Source organism: Streptomyces sp. NPDC101151 (genome assembly GCF_044768335.1).
Lineage (GTDB): Bacteria > Actinomycetota > Actinomycetes > Streptomycetales > Streptomycetaceae > Streptomyces.
In genome coordinates this window covers 531,296-548,449 of record NZ_JBIWPP010000004.1, presented here as the reverse complement: position 1 = coordinate 548,449, position 17,154 = coordinate 531,296, and the positions used below count along the sequence as shown (strand labels likewise).

General features: G+C 70.1%; 16 protein-coding genes. 6 read left to right on the top strand and 10 right to left on the bottom strand.

All coding sequences use genetic code 11. The features are described 5' to 3' along the window. Window positions 1–154: 154 nt before the first annotated feature. From ACIRU3_RS10830 to ACIRU3_RS10800, 7 genes are all read right to left on the bottom strand, one after another. Window positions 155–1,543: a nucleobase:cation symporter-2 family protein gene (locus tag ACIRU3_RS10830; RefSeq protein ID WP_404054407.1), complete on the bottom strand. Its 1,389-nt coding sequence runs from the start codon at window positions 1,541–1,543 to the stop codon at window positions 155–157. Window positions 1,544–1,766: 223 nt separating this feature from the next. Beyond that, window positions 1,767–3,146 (bottom strand): 8-oxoguanine deaminase, encoded by a 1,380-nt coding sequence (locus tag ACIRU3_RS10825; RefSeq protein WP_404054404.1) that lies wholly within the window; start codon window positions 3,144–3,146, stop codon window positions 1,767–1,769. Between the two features lie 117 nt (window positions 3,147–3,263). Then, entirely contained in the window at window positions 3,264–4,187 is a 924-nt protein-coding gene (pucL, locus tag ACIRU3_RS10820; protein ID WP_404054402.1) for a factor-independent urate hydroxylase, read from the bottom strand. A gap of 4 nt (window positions 4,188–4,191) precedes the next feature. Next, window positions 4,192–4,584, bottom strand: coding sequence for a hydroxyisourate hydrolase (gene uraH / locus ACIRU3_RS10815; protein ID WP_404054401.1), 393 nt, complete (start codon window positions 4,582–4,584; stop codon window positions 4,192–4,194). A 4-nt stretch (window positions 4,585–4,588) separates the two neighbouring features. Continuing rightward, window positions 4,589–5,101 carry a 2-oxo-4-hydroxy-4-carboxy-5-ureidoimidazoline decarboxylase gene (uraD, locus tag ACIRU3_RS10810; protein ID WP_404054399.1) on the bottom strand — a complete coding sequence of 171 codons (513 nt, stop codon included), beginning with the start codon at window positions 5,099–5,101 and terminating at the stop codon, window positions 4,589–4,591. 139 nt (window positions 5,102–5,240) lie between these two features. Continuing rightward, a complete protein-coding gene (locus tag ACIRU3_RS10805) occupies window positions 5,241–5,603 on the bottom strand; it encodes a helix-turn-helix domain-containing protein (protein ID WP_404054396.1) in 363 nt (120 codons plus the stop codon). Then, window positions 5,600–5,851, bottom strand: coding sequence for a hypothetical protein (locus ACIRU3_RS10800; RefSeq protein ID WP_404054394.1), 252 nt, complete (start codon window positions 5,849–5,851; stop codon window positions 5,600–5,602). Before ACIRU3_RS10800 ends, ACIRU3_RS10805 begins: the two co-directional genes overlap by 4 nt. 159 nt (window positions 5,852–6,010) lie before the next feature. Between ACIRU3_RS10800 and ACIRU3_RS10795 the strand changes: the two genes are divergently transcribed. From ACIRU3_RS10795 to ACIRU3_RS10775, 5 genes are all read left to right on the top strand, one after another. Beyond that, window positions 6,011–6,841, top strand: a complete 831-nt coding sequence (locus ACIRU3_RS10795; RefSeq protein WP_404054392.1) for a TIM barrel protein — start codon at window positions 6,011–6,013, stop codon at window positions 6,839–6,841. 41 nt (window positions 6,842–6,882) lie between these two features. Continuing rightward, window positions 6,883–7,773 (top strand): 2-hydroxy-3-oxopropionate reductase, encoded by an 891-nt coding sequence (locus ACIRU3_RS10790; RefSeq protein WP_404054390.1) that lies wholly within the window; start codon window positions 6,883–6,885, stop codon window positions 7,771–7,773. A 214-nt stretch (window positions 7,774–7,987) separates the two neighbouring features. Further along, window positions 7,988–9,445: a catalase gene (locus tag ACIRU3_RS10785; RefSeq protein ID WP_404054388.1), complete on the top strand. Its 1,458-nt coding sequence runs from the start codon at window positions 7,988–7,990 to the stop codon at window positions 9,443–9,445. Window positions 9,446–9,839: 394 nt separating this feature from the next. Then, window positions 9,840–10,073, top strand: coding sequence for a hypothetical protein (locus ACIRU3_RS10780; RefSeq protein ID WP_228616129.1), 234 nt, complete (start codon window positions 9,840–9,842; stop codon window positions 10,071–10,073). Window positions 10,074–10,236: 163 nt separating this feature from the next. Then, a complete protein-coding gene (locus tag ACIRU3_RS10775; RefSeq protein ID WP_404054385.1) occupies window positions 10,237–10,938 on the top strand; it encodes a TIGR04222 domain-containing membrane protein in 702 nt (233 codons plus the stop codon). 78 nt (window positions 10,939–11,016) lie between these two features. On the opposite strand, the gene gcl is transcribed toward ACIRU3_RS10775, so the two are convergent. Beyond that, on the bottom strand, window positions 11,017–12,804 hold the full coding sequence (gene gcl, locus ACIRU3_RS10770) for a glyoxylate carboligase (protein WP_404054382.1): 1,788 nt from the start codon (window positions 12,802–12,804) through the stop codon (window positions 11,017–11,019). A 271-nt stretch (window positions 12,805–13,075) separates the two neighbouring features. Between gcl and ACIRU3_RS10765 the strand changes: the two genes are divergently transcribed. Then, window positions 13,076–13,771 carry a hypothetical protein gene (locus ACIRU3_RS10765; RefSeq protein WP_404054379.1) on the top strand — a complete coding sequence of 232 codons (696 nt, stop codon included), beginning with the start codon at window positions 13,076–13,078 and terminating at the stop codon, window positions 13,769–13,771. Window positions 13,772–13,775: 4 nt separating this feature from the next. Here ACIRU3_RS10765 and ACIRU3_RS10760 read toward each other — a convergent pair whose 3' ends face one another. Together ACIRU3_RS10760 and ACIRU3_RS10755 are read right to left on the bottom strand one after the other, a co-directional pair. After that, window positions 13,776–15,383 (bottom strand): AMP-binding protein, encoded by a 1,608-nt coding sequence (locus tag ACIRU3_RS10760; protein ID WP_404054377.1) that lies wholly within the window; start codon window positions 15,381–15,383, stop codon window positions 13,776–13,778. Then, window positions 15,380–17,053 carry an AMP-binding protein gene (locus ACIRU3_RS10755; RefSeq protein ID WP_404054374.1) on the bottom strand — a complete coding sequence of 558 codons (1,674 nt, stop codon included), beginning with the start codon at window positions 17,051–17,053 and terminating at the stop codon, window positions 15,380–15,382. Before ACIRU3_RS10755 ends, ACIRU3_RS10760 begins: the two co-directional genes overlap by 4 nt. Window positions 17,054–17,154: the final 101 nt, after the last annotated feature.

Here is a 17,154-nt window from a genome sequence, read left to right as displayed (position 1 = left end):
TTTTCCCCCGTGTTTGGCGGGGTGGTGGGGGTGGCCCCCCCCCCGGGGGGTCCCGCCCCCCCGGGGGCGGCCGGGGGGGGGCCCCCCCCCCCCCCCCCCCCCCGGGGGGGGGGGGGGGGGGCCCCCCCCCCCCGCGCCGGATCGACACGCGGGTTCAGTGCGCGGGGGCGAGTTCCTCCCCCGCTTCCATCGGATGGGTCACGTCCTGCGCCTCACGGCCCCTGCCCAGGTGGTTGAAGATCAGGTTGAGCAGGACCGCGGTGACGCAGCCGGTGGAGATGCCCGAGTCGAGGACGATCCTCGCCGTCTCCGGGAACGCGTGGTAGAAGTCCGGCGCCGTGATCGGGATGATGCCGACCGCCAGGGAGACGGCGACGATCAGGACGTTGTTGTCCTTCTCCAGGCCTGCCCGGACCAGGGTCTGGATGCCGCTGGCCGCCACCGAGCCGAACAGGACCACGCCGGCGCCGCCCAGCACCGGGCGCGGTACGACCGCGATCAGCGAGGCGGCCATCGGGCACAGGCCCATCAGGACCAGGACGCCGCCACCGGTGGCGACGACGTAGCGGCTGCGGATGCGGGTCATGGCGACCAAGCCGATGTTCTGGGCGAAGGCACTGCACATGAAGCCGTTGAACACAGGGCTGAGGGCGGAGCCGAGGGTGTCGGCGCGCAGGCCCGCGGCGATCGTCTTCTCGTCGGCCGGGCGTTCCACGATCTCACCCAGGGCCAGCATGTCGGCGGTCGATTCGGTCATCGAGACCACCATCACCACGATCATCGACAGGATCGCGGCGAGCTGGAACTGCGGTGCGCCGAAATGGAACGGGGCCGGGAAGCCGATCACGTCCGCGTCCGCGACCGGCCCGAAGTCCGTGGCGCCGAAGGGGATCGCGACGAGCGTGCCGACGACCAGGCCCAGGAGTACGGCGATCTGCTTGACGAAGCCACGGGTGAAGCGGCGCAGCAGCAGGACGATCACGAGGGTGGCCGCCGCGAGGCCCAGATTGGTGCCCGAACCGTAGTCGTGCGCTGCGGGGTTGGGACCCTGGGCCCAGCCGAAGGCGACCGGGAGCAGGGACACGCCTATGAGGGTGATCACGGAGCCGGTGACGACCGGAGGGAAGAAGCGGACGGCCTTGCTGAAGAAGGGGGCCGCCAGGAAGCCGAGGACGCCGGCGACGATGACCGCGCCGTAGATGATCGGCAGGGCGTCGGACTTGTCGTGCGCGGAGGCGACGATCGCGGTCATCGGCGCGACACCGGCGAAGGTCACACCGTTGACGAACGGAAGCCGGGCGCCGATCTTCCAGAGGCCGAGGGTCTGGAGGAAGGTGGCGAGGCCTGCGGTGAAGAGGCAGGCGCCGGTGAGGAAGGTGAGTTCGGCACCGGACAGACCGATGGCCGCGCCGACGATCAGGGGTGGGGCTACGACTCCCGCGTACATGGCTGCCACATGCTGCAGGCCAGTGGTCGCCATCTTCAGGGCGGGGAGTTTCTCGTCGACGGGGTGGGTCTCGTCGACTGTGCGGGCGGCAGTCACGGCGGCTCCTCCGAGCGGTTAACACGTCGGCCTCGACGTGGGTTTCATGGAGGTGATGCGTGTGGTCGTGCGGGACCCGGACGGGCCGTCCCCGGGAGGGGAACGGTGACCGTTCCGGGGCGCGCGCATGAGCGCGCGCCCCGGAGACGGCCGCCATGGACCCCGCTCGGGTCCACGGCTACCGGCCGGGAGCCGTCCCTCCCGGCCGGAGTCCGGCGGTGGCTCAGCCCTGGGCGGCGATGCGCGCCAGGCGCTGGGCCTCGTCCCGCGTGGAGCGGGCGATGGTGTCCTCGTCGACGGTCAGCAGGCGGCCGTGCTCGACGATCTGACGTCCGTTGACGAAGGAGGCGGTGACCGGGGCCGCCGCTCCGAAGACCAGCGCGGTCACCGGGTCGGCGATGGAGGCGTGGGCGAGGGTGTCCAGCTTCCACAGCACCAGGTCGGCCAGCTTGCCGGCCTCCAGCGAGCCGGTCTCGGCCGCACGGCCGAGCACCCGGGCGCCGCCGTGGGTGCCGAGGCGCAGCGCCTGACGGGCGTTCAGCGCGGCCTCGCGGTGGGCGCCGAGACGGTTGATCAGCAGGGCGTTGCGCAGCTCGGTGTGGAGTTCGCCGGACTCGTTGGAGGCGGTGCCGTCGACGCCGAGGCCGACCGGGACACCGGCCGCCAGCATGTCCGGGACCCGGGCGATGCCGGCGGCGAGACGGGCGTTGGAGGACGGGCAGTGCGCCACACCGGTCTTCGTCCGGCCGAAGGCGGCGATGTCGGAGTCGTTCATGTGGACGCAGTGCGCCATCCACACGTCCTCGCCCAGCCAGCCGGTGGACTCGAAGTAGTCGGTCGGGCCCATGCCGAACAGCTCGTGGCAGAACTTCTCCTCCTCCACGGTCTCCGAACCGTGGGTGTGCAGCCGTACGCCCAGACGACGGGCCAGCTCGGCGCCCTGCTTGAGCAGTTCGGTGGAGACGGAGAAGGGGGAGCAGGGGGCGACGGCGACCTGGGTCATCGCGTCGAAGGAGGCGTCGTGGTGCTCCTTGACGGTCGCCTCGGTGCCGGCCAGCGCGCCCTCGAGGGTCTCCACGGCGAAGTCCGGGGGCAGACCCCCGTCCTTCTCGCTGCGGTCCATGGAGCCGCGGGCCAGGGTGAAGCGGACACCCATCTCGCGGGCGGCGCGGATGATCGCGCCGGACAGGTCGCCGGAGCCCTGCGGGAAGACGTAGTGGTGGTCCATGGCGGTGGTGACGCCACCGCGGGCCATCATCGCGAGCGAGCCCTGGGCCGCCGCGTACACCATCGGCTCGTCGATGCGCGCCCAGGTGGGGTAGAGGGCGACCAGCCAGTTGAAGAGGTTGTGGTCCGTCGCCAGACCCCGGGTGATCCACTGGTAGAAGTGGTGGTGGGTGTTGATCAGGCCGGGGGTCACGAGGTGCCCGGTGGCGTCGATACGGCGTACGACGTTCTCCAGGTTCTCGGGGGCCTTGCCCGCGCCGAGCGCCTCGATACGGTTGCCGGCGATGACCAGGTACCCGGAGGCGTACTCGGTGTCGGCGGCGTCGACCGTCGCGATCGAACAGTTCTCGATGACGATGCGCTGGGCTGCTGCCATGATTCGTCCTTTTCGCTCAGTGGACCGAAGTGGGAGGGCACGGCAGGACCCTAGGAGATTTGAGTGCCGTGACCGGGGAATACGGTTCCCCGGTCACGGGTGCCGCGAGAGGGTTGCTCAGAGGTTGGTGAGGTCCACCGGGATCTTCGGCTCGCAACCGTCCCTGAGAATGGTCGCCTCGATCAGGCCGTAGGGCCGGTCGGCGGCGAAGTAGACCTCGTTGTCGTTCTTCAGCCCGAAGGGCTCCAGGTCGACCAGGAAGTGGTGCTTGTTCGGCAGGGAGAAGCGGACCTCGTCGATCTCGCTGCGGTTGTTGATGATGCGCGAACCCATCTGGTACAGCGTCTGCTGCAGGGAGAGGGAGTAGGTCTCGGCGAAGGCCTGGAGCATGTGCTTCTTGGTCTGCTCGTAGGACTTCTCCCAGTTGGGCATCTTCTGCTCGTCGTCGGTCCAGTTGAACCGCCAGCGGCCGGAGACCTGGGTGGCCAGGATGCGGTCGTACGCCTCCTGGAGGGTCGTGTACTTGTCCTTGACGTAGCCCCAGAACTCGGAGTTCGTCGAGTTCATCACGACCAGGTCCTTCAGGCCGGAGATGACCTCCCACTTCTCACCGTCGTAGGTGATCTGGGTGACGCGGGTCTCCTGGCCCTTGCGGACGAAGGAGTGCTTGACCTCGTCGGCGCCGATGAACTTGGAGTTGGCGTCGGAGGTCTCGATCCGCTCCCAGGCGTACTCCTCGATGCGGATCCGAGCGGTCTTGATCGGCTCCTGCGAGGTCACGAAGTGACGGGCGAGGTGGATGCCGAACTGCTCGGCGGACTCGATGCCGTGCTCCTTGGCGAACGCGTACACCGTGTTCTTGGTGGTGTCGGTCGGCAGGACGTTGGCGTTGGAGCCGGAGTAGTGGACCTCCTCCATGTCGCCGCTCAGCGCCACGGAGACGTTGAGGTCCTTGATGTGGTGGGTGGCGCCGTCCCGCGTGATCTTTACGACTCGGTTCTCGGCCTTGCCGTACTGGTTCTGTCCCAGGATGGTGGGCATTTAGCTAGCTCCCTCGGTAAACGGAGTAGCCGAACGGGTTGAGCAGCAGCGGCACGTGGTAATGCTCCCCGGCGTTCACGGCGAAAGTGATCGCCACCTCGGGGAAGAACACGGCACCGCTGTCCCGATTCGCGGGGGCGTCCTGCTGCGCATCGGCTTGCTTCTTCTCGAAATACGACTCGACGGCGAAGTCGAGCCGTACGTGTGTCGTCCCCTCCGGCAGGTCCGGAAGGTCCTTGCACCGGCCGTCGGCGTCGGTCGCGGAACCGCCGAGCGCCTGCCAGTCCGCATCCCCGCCGCTACGGGCAAAGAGGTGGACAGCGACGCCCTCGGCGGGGCGGCCGACGGAGGTGTCCAGGATGTGTGTGGACACGGAGGCTGTGGTGCTGGTGCTCATGGTCTCAGGCGTCCTCTTCGACGAGTCGGGCCAGTCGGATGCGGTTGATCTTGCCCAGCTCGGTGCGGACGATCTCGCGCTCGTGCTGCGGCGTGTTGCCGATCCGCTCCCTGACCGCGTCCCGCATCTGCTCGGCGGTCCGGCCGGTGGCACAGATGAGGAAGACGTGGCCGAACCTGTCCTGGTAGGCCAGGTTGAGTTCGAGCATCTCCGCCTTGAGCTCCTCGGAGGCCCCTGCCATGCCGCGCTGTTCCCGGGCGGAAGTCGGGTCGCCGGGCTTGGGGCGGCCGATCGGCGGGTGGCCGGCCATCGCCTCTTCCAGGTCCGCGGTGCCCAGCTCGGCCATGGCCGCGTCGCTGGCGGCGTAGAGGGCGTCGGCGGTGGGGTACGGGCGGGCGGCCTGCAGCCGCCGGCCCCACTCGGTGGAGGCGCACGCCTCGTGAAGGGCGGCGAGGGCCGCGTGCTCCTCCAGGACGTTGAACCGGGCCAGGCCCGGGGGCGTGGAAGTCGTAGTCACGGGAGCCTCCGTGGCCGGAAACGGCCGTCGTGCTGAACGGGCTGCCGATAGCTAACGCCCTCGGAAACATCACGTCAACACTTTGTTGAAAAATCCGCGTAACAAGCCGGGCGGACCCACGGGCCGCCCGGCCGTGGACTCAGGCGCCCTTCTCCCTGTTCAGGTAGTTGTAGACCGTGAAACGGCTGACGCCCAGCGCACTCGCCACGGTCTCCACGCCGTGCCGCACGGCGAAGGCGCCCCGCGCCTCCAGTATGCGCACGACCTCCTGCTTGGCCTTGCGGTCCAGGTCGGCCAGCGGCCGGCCCCGCCTGCGCTCCATGGCGGCGAGGATGTGGTCGAGGGAGTCGGCGAGCTGGGGCAGGCGTACGGCGACGACGTCGACACCCTCCCAGGCGAGGACGACATCCTCGGTGCCGGCCTCGTCGGGCGGCAGCATCTCCCCGCCCATGGCGTCGACCAGTGGCTTCACGGCCGTGATGAAGGGCTCGTCGCCGGTCATCTATCGCCCTCCCCGATCACGTTGACCTGGAGCGAGATCCGGGTGGCCCCGGCCTCCAGGGTCTTGCGCAGCAGCGCGTCCACGGCGGTCAGCACGCTGTCGGCGCCCCCTTCGGCCGTGTTCCCGAACGGGCCGACGTCGAAGGCATCCAGGTCGGCGCCCTCGATGACCTCCCGCGCCACCACGGCGTGCGCGGGTGCCTTGTCGAGGTCGAAGGGTTCGGTCGTGAACTCCACTCTCAATCGCACGCGCACAACCTAACGCGCTGCACGAATTTCGGGCAGCCCTGCCGACTCCTGCCACCGACCCCCCTTGACAAGCGGCGACACCCGACGGCAATCTTCCATTAAGCAGAAACGAACTTCCGCAATACGGAATCTCGACCCACGGAAGGGAGCGCGACCCGAATGGGATTCGCAGACCAGCGCTTCAACGTCAACCTGTCGATCCTCTTCACGGAACTCCCGCTTCTGGAGCGCCCCGCGGCCGCCGCCGCGGCGGGCTTCACGGCGGTCGAGCTGTGGTGGCCCTGGGTCGACTCCCCCACCCCCGGGCAGTCCGAGCTCGACGCCCTGAAGAAGGCGATCGAGGACGCGGGCGTCCAGCTCACGGGGCTGAACTTCTACGCCGGCCGGCTGCCGGGCCCGGACCGCGGCGCCCTGTCGATCCCGGGTGAGGAGTCGGAGAAGTTCCGCGCCAACATCGACGTGGCCGCGGACTTCGCCGCCTCCCTCGGCTGCAAGGCGCTCAACGCGCTGTACGGCAACCGCGTCGAGGGCGTGGACCCGGCCGAGCAGGACGCGCTCGCCCTGGAGAACCTGGTGCTCGCGGCCCGGGCCGCCGACCGGATCGGCGCGATCCTGCTGGTCGAGGCGCTCAACCAGCCGGAGTCGCCGCTGTACCCGCTGGTGTCGGCGCCGGCCGCCGTCGGGGTCGTCGACAAGGTGAACGCGGCGACCGGGCTCGGCAACGCGCGGTTCCTCATGGACCTCTACCACCTGTCCATGAACGGCGAGGACCTGCCCTCGGTCATCGAGCGGTACGCGCCGAAGACCGGCCATGTGCAGATCGCCGACAACCCGGGCCGCGGCGCCCCCGGGACGGGCTCGCTCCCGCTGGAGGAGCTGCTCGACCAGCTGAAGAAGGCCGGTTACGACGGCTGGGTCGGCCTGGAGTACAAGCCGGGCGACCGCCCGAGCGCCGAGGCCTTCGAGTGGCTCCCGCGCGAAGCGCGCTGAACCCCCCGACTTTGCAGAGCAGTCAGAGAGGCACCCCGAACATGAGCACCCTTCCCAAGATCTCCTGGATCGGCCTCGGCATCATGGGCTCCCCCATGTCCGAGAACCTGATCAAGGCGGGCTACGACGTCACCGGCTTCACCCTGGAGCAGGACAAGCTGGACCGCCTGGCCGCCGCCGGCGGCACCGTGGCCGGCTCGATCGCCGAGGCCGTACGCGACGCCGACGTGATCATCACCATGGTGCCCGCCTCCCCGCAGGTCGAGGCCATCTCCTACGGACCCGAGGGCATCCTGGAGAACGCCAGGTCCGGCGCCCTGCTGATCGACATGTCCTCGATCACCCCGCAGACCTCGGTGGACCTCGCGAAGAACGCCCGGGAGAAGGGCATCCGTGTCCTCGACGCCCCGGTCTCCGGCGGCGAGGCCGGCGCCATCGAGGCCGTGCTGTCGATCATGGTCGGCGGCGAGCGGGCCGACTTCGACCAGGCCAAGCCGATCTTCGACGCGCTGGGCAGGACCATCGTGCTGTGCGGCCCGCACGGCTCCGGCCAGACGGTGAAGGCCGCCAACCAGCTGATCGTCGCCGTGAACATCCAGGCCTGCGCCGAGGCCGTGGTCTTCCTGGAGAAGTCCGGCGTGGACCTGCAGGCCGCGCTGGACGTCCTCAACGGCGGCCTCGCGGGCTCGACGGTCCTGACGCGCAAGAAGGACAACTTCCTGAACCGCGACTTCAAGCCGGGCTTCCGCATCGACCTGCACCACAAGGACATGGGCATCGTCACCGACGCCGCCCGCAACGTCGGCGCCGCCCTGCCGGTCGGCGCCGTGGTCGCCCAGCTGGTCGCCTCCCTGCGCGCCCAGGGCGACGGCGGTCTGGACCACTCGGCCCTGCTGCGGGCCGTGGAGCGCCTGTCCGGCGCCCAGGTCTGACACACCCAGAGCTTCCGGGCGGCGCCGCCGCTGACACCTGTCCTGTCGCGCCCAGGCGGCGACGTCGCCCGGAATTCACTTCAACAAAATGTTGACGCGTGGTCTGCCGAAATCTAGGCTCACGCAAGCGGAAGCTCCATAAAGCGGAAGTCTGATTCCGAGGATGCCGAACATTCCGCAGATTCCCGCTGCCCTCTCGCACGGAAGGTCCACGATGTCGAAGCGCGTGCTCACGACAGAGTCCGGCGCCCCGGTCGCCGACAACCAGAACTCCGCCTCCGCCGGCGCCGGCGGGCCGCTCCTGCTCCAGGACCAGCACCTCCTGGAGAAGCTCGCGCGCTTCAACCGTGAGCGCATCCCGGAGCGTGTGGTGCACGCCCGTGGCTCCGGTGCCTACGGCCACTTCGAGGTGACCGACGACGTCACCGGCTTCACGCACGCCGACTTCCTGAGCCAGATCGGCAAGCGCACCGAAGTGTTCCTGCGCTTCTCCACGGTCGCCGACTCCCTCGGTGGCGCGGACGCGGTCCGTGACCCGCGCGGCTTCGCGCTGAAGTTCTACACCGAGGAGGGCAACTACGACCTCGTCGGCAACAACACCCCGGTGTTCTTCATCAAGGACCCGATCAAGTTCCCGGACTTCATCCACTCGCAGAAGCGTGACCCGTTCACCGGCAAGCAGGAGCCGGACAACGTGTGGGACTTCTGGGCGCACGCCCCCGAGGCCACGCACCAGGTGACCTGGCTGATGGGCGACCGCGGCATCCCGGCGTCGTACCGCCACATGAACGGCTACGGCTCGCACACCTACCAGTGGACGAACGCCGAGGGCGAGGCCTTCTTCGTCAAGTACCACTTCAAGACGAACCAGGGCATCCGCTGCCTGTCCGCCGAGCAGGGCGGCGAGCTGGCGGGCAAGGACCCCAACTCGCACCAGACGGACCTGCTGCAGGCCATCGAGCGCGGGGTGCACCCGTCCTGGACCCTCTATGCGCAGATCATGCCGGCGGCCGAGGCGGCGGACTACCGCTTCAACCCGTTCGACCTGACCAAGGTGTGGCCGCACAAGGACTACCCGCTGCAGCGGGTGGGCCGACTGGTCCTGGACCGCAACCCGGACAACGTGTTCGCCGAGGTCGAGCAGGCCGCGTTCTCCCCGAACAACTTCGTTCCGGGTATCGGCCCCTCCCCCGACAAGATGCTCCAGGGCCGCCTGTTCGCCTACGCGGACGCCCACCGCTACCGCCTGGGCGTCAACCACACCCAGCTGGCCGTCAACGCCCCGAAGGCGACGACCGCGCAGAACTACGGCCGCGACGGCCTCATGGCGTCCAACGCCCAGGGCCGCCACGCGAAGAACTACGAGCCGAACTCCTACGACGGCCCGGCCGAGACCGGCCGCCCGCTCGCGGCCCCGCTGGCGGTCTCCGGCCACACCGGCACCCACGAGGCCCCGCTGCACACCAAGGACGACGACTTCTACCAGGCGGGCGAGCTGTACCGGCTGATGTCCGCGGAGGAGAAGCAGCGTCTGATCGCGAACATCGCCGGCGGCCTCTCGCAGGTCTCCCGCGACGACGTGATCGAGAAGAACCTGGCCCACTTCCACGCCGCCGACCCGGAGTACGGCAAGCGCGTGGAGGAGGCGGTCCGCGCCCTGCGCGAGGACTGAGGCCACGGACGGCGTCCGGGTCCCGACGGGGAGGTCGGGACCCGGACGCGAACGACCCGCAACCGAGCGGTCCGGATGAGGGGTGACCACTCGGTACAGCGGGCAGGGCGAGGACCGCGGCGGTGTGCGAGCCAGTGCGGTGGTGAAGGTTCCGAGTCCCCTTCTCGACCAGAGGGAAGGGTCCCGGCTCCGTCGCATCCGCCGCGGTCCCCAGCCACGACCTCCGACGGGAGGTCCCTGACCCCGTCCGGCGGCGCGAATGTCCTGTCGCGCCCAGCCTCGCGTCGTCGGACGGCCATCGCACGGCACGGAAGCGTCCCCCTGGTCAGGGGGGCGCTTTCGTGCTGTCCGGGCTCCGGGTGCGCAGCCGGGGCATCCGCAGGACGCTGAAGCCATGGGCAATCCGACGCAGTACCCCCACATCGTGGTCCACTCTCCGGCCCTGGACGGCTCGCGGCGGGTCACCGAGGGGGACGTGACCCTGGGGCTCGCCTCCCACCTGGACGACGTCGTCGAGATCCTGCGGCTGGCCGACCTCGACCGGATCGAGGTCGAGGAGAGCGACCTCATCGAATGGCAGGGCGGCGGGCCGGACGACTGGCCCGGCCTGTCGGAGCACGAGTTGTGAGGACACCGGATACGGCAGCGGGCGTACCCCGTCTGCGCAATCCTCAAATCAACCTCTGAACACCACCAGGGAGGCTTCGGCAAGCGTCGCCGACGGGAATGACACCGGCACGCGGGGCCCGTCGGCACGGGGGCGGCGGGTCCCGCACGGGGGGGGGTGTCCCATGGACCGTACGACGTCGATTCCGACGGACCCTTACACGGTCGCTCTGCTGCGGGGCGGCGACCGCGCGGCCGTGACCGTCGCCGTGCTCGGGCTGCATCTGCGCGGCGCGGTCCAGGCCGGCCGGCCCGGCACCCTGCGCACGAGCGGTACGCGCGACGCCGTGACCTTCCGCCATCCCCTGGAGAAGGCAGTACGCACGGGTCTCTACCGGCCCGCCGGTCCTCGGGAGCTGCCCGGCCGGGCGGTGGTGCGGCGGGCCCTGGCCCGGATGCGGGCCGAACTCGCGGCGGCCGGCCTGCTGCGGGCCCTGCCGCCCGGCCGCACCCGTGCTGCCCGCCGCCACCTGGCGGCGCTGCGCGAGCGCAGTCCGCTCCCCGACGGCCCCGACGGCCTGGCGGAGCAGGAGGTGCTGCTCGCCGTCGCGTTGTACGGCGAGCGGGCCCTGACCGCGCTGCTGCCGGGGTTCGCCCGCGATGCCGGGCTCACCGGCCGTGGCGCCCTCGCGGACGAGGGCCTGTTCCCCTTCGGCCGGGGCGGCGGCGTCCGCGGCATCGCCGGCTACGAGGGCCTGACCGGCTGGGGCGGCGACGACCGCAATGCAGGCGGCGGCGCGCACGGCGGGGGCCACGACCACGGCGGGGGCCACGACCACGGCGGCGGCCACGACTACGGGGGCGGAGGCGGCGGCGGGTTCGACTGACGGCCGGCGCCCCCCGGACACGCCGAAGGGGCGGCCCATCCCCCCGGGATGGGCCGCCCCCCTGTGTGCTGCTGCGGGTCAGACCTTCAGCGGCTTGATCGACGTCGGGGCGTGGCCGGGCTCGGTGGCCAGCTCCTCGAACTCGGAGATGTCGCTGATGTCCATCGTGCGGCTCATCGAGATGTTGGTGATGCGCTCCAGGATCGCCTCGACGACGACCGGCACCTGGTACTCGGCGGCCAGCTTCTTGGCCTGCTCGAACGCGGCACCCAGCTGGTCCGGCTCGGTGACCCGGATCGCCTTGCAGCCCAGGCCCTCGACGACCTTGACGTGGTCGACGCCATAGACGCCCAGCTCCGGCGCGTTGATGTTCTCGAACTCCAGGTTGACCTGGAAGTTGATGTCCAGGCCGATCTGCGCCTGACGGATCAGGCCCAGGTAGGCGTTGTTCACGAGAACGTGGACGTAGGGGATCCGGTGCTGCGCGGCCACCGCCAGCTCCTCGATCATGAACTGGAAGTCGTAGTCGCCGGAGAGGGCGACGACCGGCGCGTCCGGGTCGGCCTTGGCGACGCCGATCGCGGCCGGGATGGTCCAGCCGAGCGGGCCTGCCTGGCCGCAGTTGATCCAGTGACGCGGCTTGTAGACGTGCAGCATCTGCGCGCCCGCGATCTGGGAGAGGCCGATCGTGGTGACGTACCGGGTGTCGGGGCCGAAGGACTTGTTCATCTCCTCGTAGACGCGCTGCGGCTTCATCGGCACGTTGTCGAAGTGCGTACGGCGCAGCAGCGTGGCCTTGCGCTCCTGGGTGGAGGCGACCCAGTCGGCGCGGTCGGGCAGCCTGCCCTCGGCCTTCAGTTCCTTGGCGACCTCGACGAACAGCTCGAGGGCGGCCTTGGCGTCCGAGACGACACCGTAGTCCGGCGGGAAGATCTTGCCGATCTGCGTGGGCTCGATGTCGACGTGCACGAACTTGCGGCCCTGGCGGTAGACGTCGAGCTTGTAGCCGGTGTGCCGGTTGGCCCAGCGGTTGCCGATGCCGAGGACGAAGTCGGACTCCAGGAAGGTCGCGTTGCCGTACCGGTGCGAGGTCTGGACGCCGACCATGCCGGCGTTCAGCTCGTGGTCGTCGGCGAGCGTGCCCCAGCCCATCAGGGTCGGGACGACGGGCGTCCGGGTCAGCTCGGCGAACTCGACCAGCAGGTCCGAGGCGTCGGCGCCGATGATGCCGCCGCCGGCGACGATGACCGGGCGCTCGGACTCCAGGAGGAAGGAGATGGCCTTCTCGATCTGCGCGCGGGTCGCGGCCGGCTTGTAGACCGGGAGCGGCTCGTACGTCTCCGGGTCGAACTCGATCTCGGTGAGCTGGACGTCGATCGGCAGGTCGATCAGGACCGGGCCGGGACGGCTGGAGCGCATCAGGTGGAAGGCCTGCTGGAAGACGCCGGGGACCTGCGCGGCCTCCAGGACGGTGACCGCCATTTTGGTGACCGGCTTGGCGATCGAGGCGATGTCGACGGCCTGGAAGTCCTCCTTGTGGATCACGCTGGTGGGCGCCTGGCCCGTGATGCACAGGATCGGGATGGAGTCCCCGATGGCCGAGTACAGACCGGTGATCATGTCGGTGCCGGCGGGGCCGGAGGTGCCGATGCAGACACCGATGTTGCCCGCCTTGGTGCGGGTGTACCCCTCGGCCATGTGCGAGGCGCCCTCGACGTGGCGGGCGAGCGTGTGACTGATACCGCCGCCCTCCTTCAGCGCCTTGTAGAACGGGTTGATCGCCGCGCCCGGCACACCGAAGGCGTCGGTGACGCCCTCGCGCTTGAGGATCTCAACTGCCGCGCGGGCAGCGGTCATACGAGCCATCGAGTACTCCTGCTTCGGCTGTCGGATGCGTACTCCCGTCGCGCCCCGCGGTGAGCACGGTCTCCAGAGTTACCTAATTCCGCAATGCGGAAGTTAATTTCTACTATCTGGAAGCAATGTAGGGGGGTGGGCGGACGCAGTCAAGAGAGGGCCGAAGACGGCAGAGACGGCAAGTGCCGGACAAGCGGGGTGCGGCAGGAGGACGATGGTCAGCGCTGTCCTGTGCGACTGTCCCGACGCGACGGTTCCGATGCGACGCCTGGGAGTGGCCATGCCCGAGAGCGTGCCGGTGCGCTGTCCGGCCTGTCGGCGCGAGCACGTCTACACCGCGCCGCCGTATCCCTGCGCCTGCGGCAGGCCGGCCGCGCTGCGGCTGGACCGGGCGGCGGGGCCGGCCGTCCTCGCGCACCGCGCCTGGGACGAGGACTGGGTCACCGTGCGCTGCGCCGCCTGCGGCCGCAGCAACCAGTGGCCGCACCCGGAGCTGGGCTGTCCGTGCGGCACGGTCCTGCGCCTGGCGCTGAGCGACGCTCCGCCGCCGGTGGCACCGGCGCGGGCGGCCGCCCCGAAGGCCACCGCCTGCCGCACCCCGTTCCGGCCCGTCACCATCCGCACGGCCCGCGATGCCGTCACCGCCACCGCGCTCTATCTGCGCTGGCTCGGCTACCGGGACATCCGCCGCGCCGACCAGCGGCCCACGTCCGGCATCGGCCTGGCCGCACCCGGCCTGGTCGCCCAGGTGGACCCGGCCGTGCGCCCGGCAGCGTTACGGGACGTGGAGTGCCTGTGGCTGACGGCCATGACGGAGTCCGCGAACTGTGTCTACTTCTCCCTGTCCGGATACGCCGAGGACGCCCGAGCGCGCGCCGACACGCTGGGCGTCCCGCTGTTCGTCCTCGACCTCACGGGCACCCCGACCCCGGTGAACGCCCCGGGGCGGGAACTCGCCGAGTCGGGCGCGGCCTGACCCGTCAGACGCCGTACCGCTCCCGCAGCTCCACCTTCCGCACCTTCCCGGACACCGTCATCGGGAAGGAGTCGAGGATCTGCAGCCGGCTCGGGATCTTGTAGTGGGCGAGCCGTCCCTGGCAGAAGGCCCGCAGGTCCTCCAGGGTGAGCGGATCGGCCGTGTCCTGCGGGATCACACAGGCCAGGACCTCCTCGCCGTACTTCTCGTGCGGCACCCCGACGACCTGGACGTCCCGGATCCCGGGATGCGCGTAGAGGAACTCCTCGATCTCGCGCGGGTAGATGTTCTCGCCGCCCCGGATGATCATGTCCTTGATCCGGCCGACGATCTCGACATAGCCGTCCTCGCGCATGACCGCGAGGTCCCCGGTGTGCATCCAGCGGCCGGGGTCGATGGCCTCCGCGGTCTTCTCGGGCTCGTTCCAGTAGCCGAGCATCACGCTGTAGCCGCGGGTGCACAGCTCGCCGGGAAGACCCCGGGCCCGGGTCGTGCCGTCCGCCGGATCGACGATCTTCACCTCGATGTGCGGCAGCACCCGGCCGACCGTGCCCGTGCGGTGCTCCAGGTCGTCCTCGATACGGGTCTGCAGGGAGACCGGCGAGGTCTCGGTCATGCCGTAGCAGATGGAGACCTCCTCCATGTGCATCTCGGCGACCACCCGCTTCATCACCTCCACCGGGCAGGGCGAACCCGCCATGATCCCGGTGCGCAGGGAGGTCAGGTCGTAGCCGGCGAAGTCCGGCAGGTTCAGTTCGGCGATGAACATGGTCGGGACGCCGTACAGGGACGTGCAGCGCTCCTGCTGGACGGCCTCCAGGGTGGCCTTCGGGTCGAAGGAGGGTGCCGGGATGACCATGCAGGCGCCGTGCGAGGTCGCCGCCAGGTTCCCCATGACCATGCCGAAGCAGTGGTAGAAGGGGACGGGGATGCAGATCCGGTCCTGCTCGTCGTACGCGATCGACTCGCCGACGAAGTAGCCGTTGTTGAGGATGTTGTGGTGGGAGAGGGTGGCTCCCTTCGGGAAGCCCGTCGTCCCCGAGGTGTACTGGATGTTGATGGGGTCGTCGCAGGACAGCTCGCTCCCGCGCACCCGGCGGTCCTCGTGCAGGTCGGGCGTCCCGCGCCCGAGCAGCGTCTCCCAGCTCGGGTCCCCGATGTACACGACTTCCCGCAGCTGCGGGCAGTTCCCCCGCACTTGCTCGACCATCGCACGGTAGTCACTGGTCCGGTGACTGAGCGAGGCGAAGAGGAGGGAGATCCCCGCCTGGCGGAGGACGTACTCGACCTCGTGGGTGCGGTAGGCGGGGTTGATGTTGACCATGATCGCGCCGATGCGGGCGGTGGCGTACTGGACGAGCACCCACTCGGCGCAGTTGACCGCCCAGATCCCGACCCGGTCCCCCTTGGCGACCCCGGACCCCAGCAGCGCGCAGGCCAGCCGATCGACGTCCGCGCCGAATCGGGAGTAGGTCCAGCGACGTCCGGACGGCACGTCGACGAGCGCCTCACGGTCGGGCCAGGCGGCGACCGCCCGGTCCAGGTTCGCGCCGATCGTGTCGCCGAGCAGGGTCGTCGCGCTCGTCCCGTGCGTGTACGACGGTTCGGTCACCGGAAGTCCTCCTCGCGGTACTCGGCGGCGGAGCCCGCGGCCGTGGCCTCGCGCAGCTCGATCCGGCGGATCTTGCCGGAGACGGTCTTGGGCAGGGCGCCGAACTCCAGGCGGCGGATGCGCTTGTAGGGGGCAAGCACCTCGCGGGAGTGCTCGAAGACGACCTTCGCGGTGCCGGGTCCGGGCTCCCAGCCCTCGGCGAGGACGACGTACGCCTTCGGGACCGCGAGGCGCAGCTCGTCGGGTGCGGGCACGACGGCCGCCTCGGCGACCGCCTCGTGCTCCAGCAGCGCGCTCTCCAGCTCGAACGGGCTGATCTTGTAGTCGGAGGCCTTGAAGACGTCGTCGGCACGGCCGATGTACGTCAGATAGCCGTCCTCGTCGCGGGAGGCGATGTCGCCCGTGCGGTAGTAGCCGCCGGCCATGGCCTCGGCCGTGCGGTCGGGGTCGCCGTGGTAGCCGGTCATCACGCCCACGGGGAGCACGGAGAGGTCGAGGGCGATCTCGCCCTCGTCGGCGCCTGGGGCGCCGGAGACCGGGTCGAGGAGTTCGACGCGGTAGCCCGGGCTCGGCCGGCCCATGGAGCCGGTCTTCAGGGGCTGGCCGGGGCTGTTGGAGACCTGGACGGCCGTCTCGGTCTGCCCGAATCCGTCCCGGATGGTGACACCCCAGGCCCGGCGGACCTGCTCGATGACCTCGGGGTTGAGCGGTTCGCCGGCGGCGACGACCTCGCGGGGCCGGGTGGCGAGCCGGCTCAGGTCGGCCTGGATGAGCATGCGCCACACGGTCGGCGGGGCGCAGAAGGTGGTCACCCCGGCCCGGTCCATCTCGGCCATCAGCCGGCCCGCGTCGAAGCGCGTGTAGTTGTGGATGAAGACGGTCGCCTCGGCGTTCCACGGGGCGAACAGGTTGGACCAGGCGTGCTTGGCCCAGCCGGGCGAGGAGATGTTCAGGTGCACGTCGCCGGGCCTGAGACCGATCCAGTACATGGTGGCCAGGTGCCCGATGGGGTACGAGGTGTGGGTGTGCTCGACCAGCTTGGGGCGGGCGGTCGTACCGGAGGTGAAGTACAGCATCAGCGGGTCGTCGGCCAGGGTGGGACCGTCGGCGACGAACTCGGCGGGGGCGCTGTACGCGTCCTCGTACGCCTCCCAGCCCTCCTGCGGCGGCCCGCCGACCGTGATCCGGGTGTAGGCGCCGGGCACGTCCGCGAACTTGGCGGTGTCCTCGGCCCGTACCAGCACATGCTTGACCCGGCCTCGTTCGACCCGGTCGTTCAGGTCGGCGGGGCCCAGCAGCGGGGTGGCCGGGATGACGACCGCGCGCAGCTTCATCGCGGCCAGCGCGGTCTCCCACAGCTCGGTCTGGTTGCCGAGCATGACGAGGATGCGGTCCTCGGCGGCGACGCCCCGCGCGCGCAGATGGTTCGCGACCCGGTTCGAGCGTTCTGCCATCTCGGCGAAGGACAGCCGGGACTCGGTGCCGTCCTCCTCGACGATGTGCAGGGCGGTCCGGTCGTTGCCGGCGGCGATCACATCGAACCAGTCCAGCGCCCAGTTGAAGTGCTCGGGCCGCGGCCAGGCGAAGCCCTCGTAGGCGCGGGTGTAGTCCTCGCGGTGCTCCAGCAGGAAGTCCCTGGCGCTCCTGAAGCCCTCGGTCGCCGTCGTCATCTGCGTCCTCCTAGATTCCGGACCATTGCCGGGCGGCTCTCTGGCATCGTCTAATCCGTGATGCTGGTCTCACTACCCCCGAACGGGGGTGTGGTCCCCCC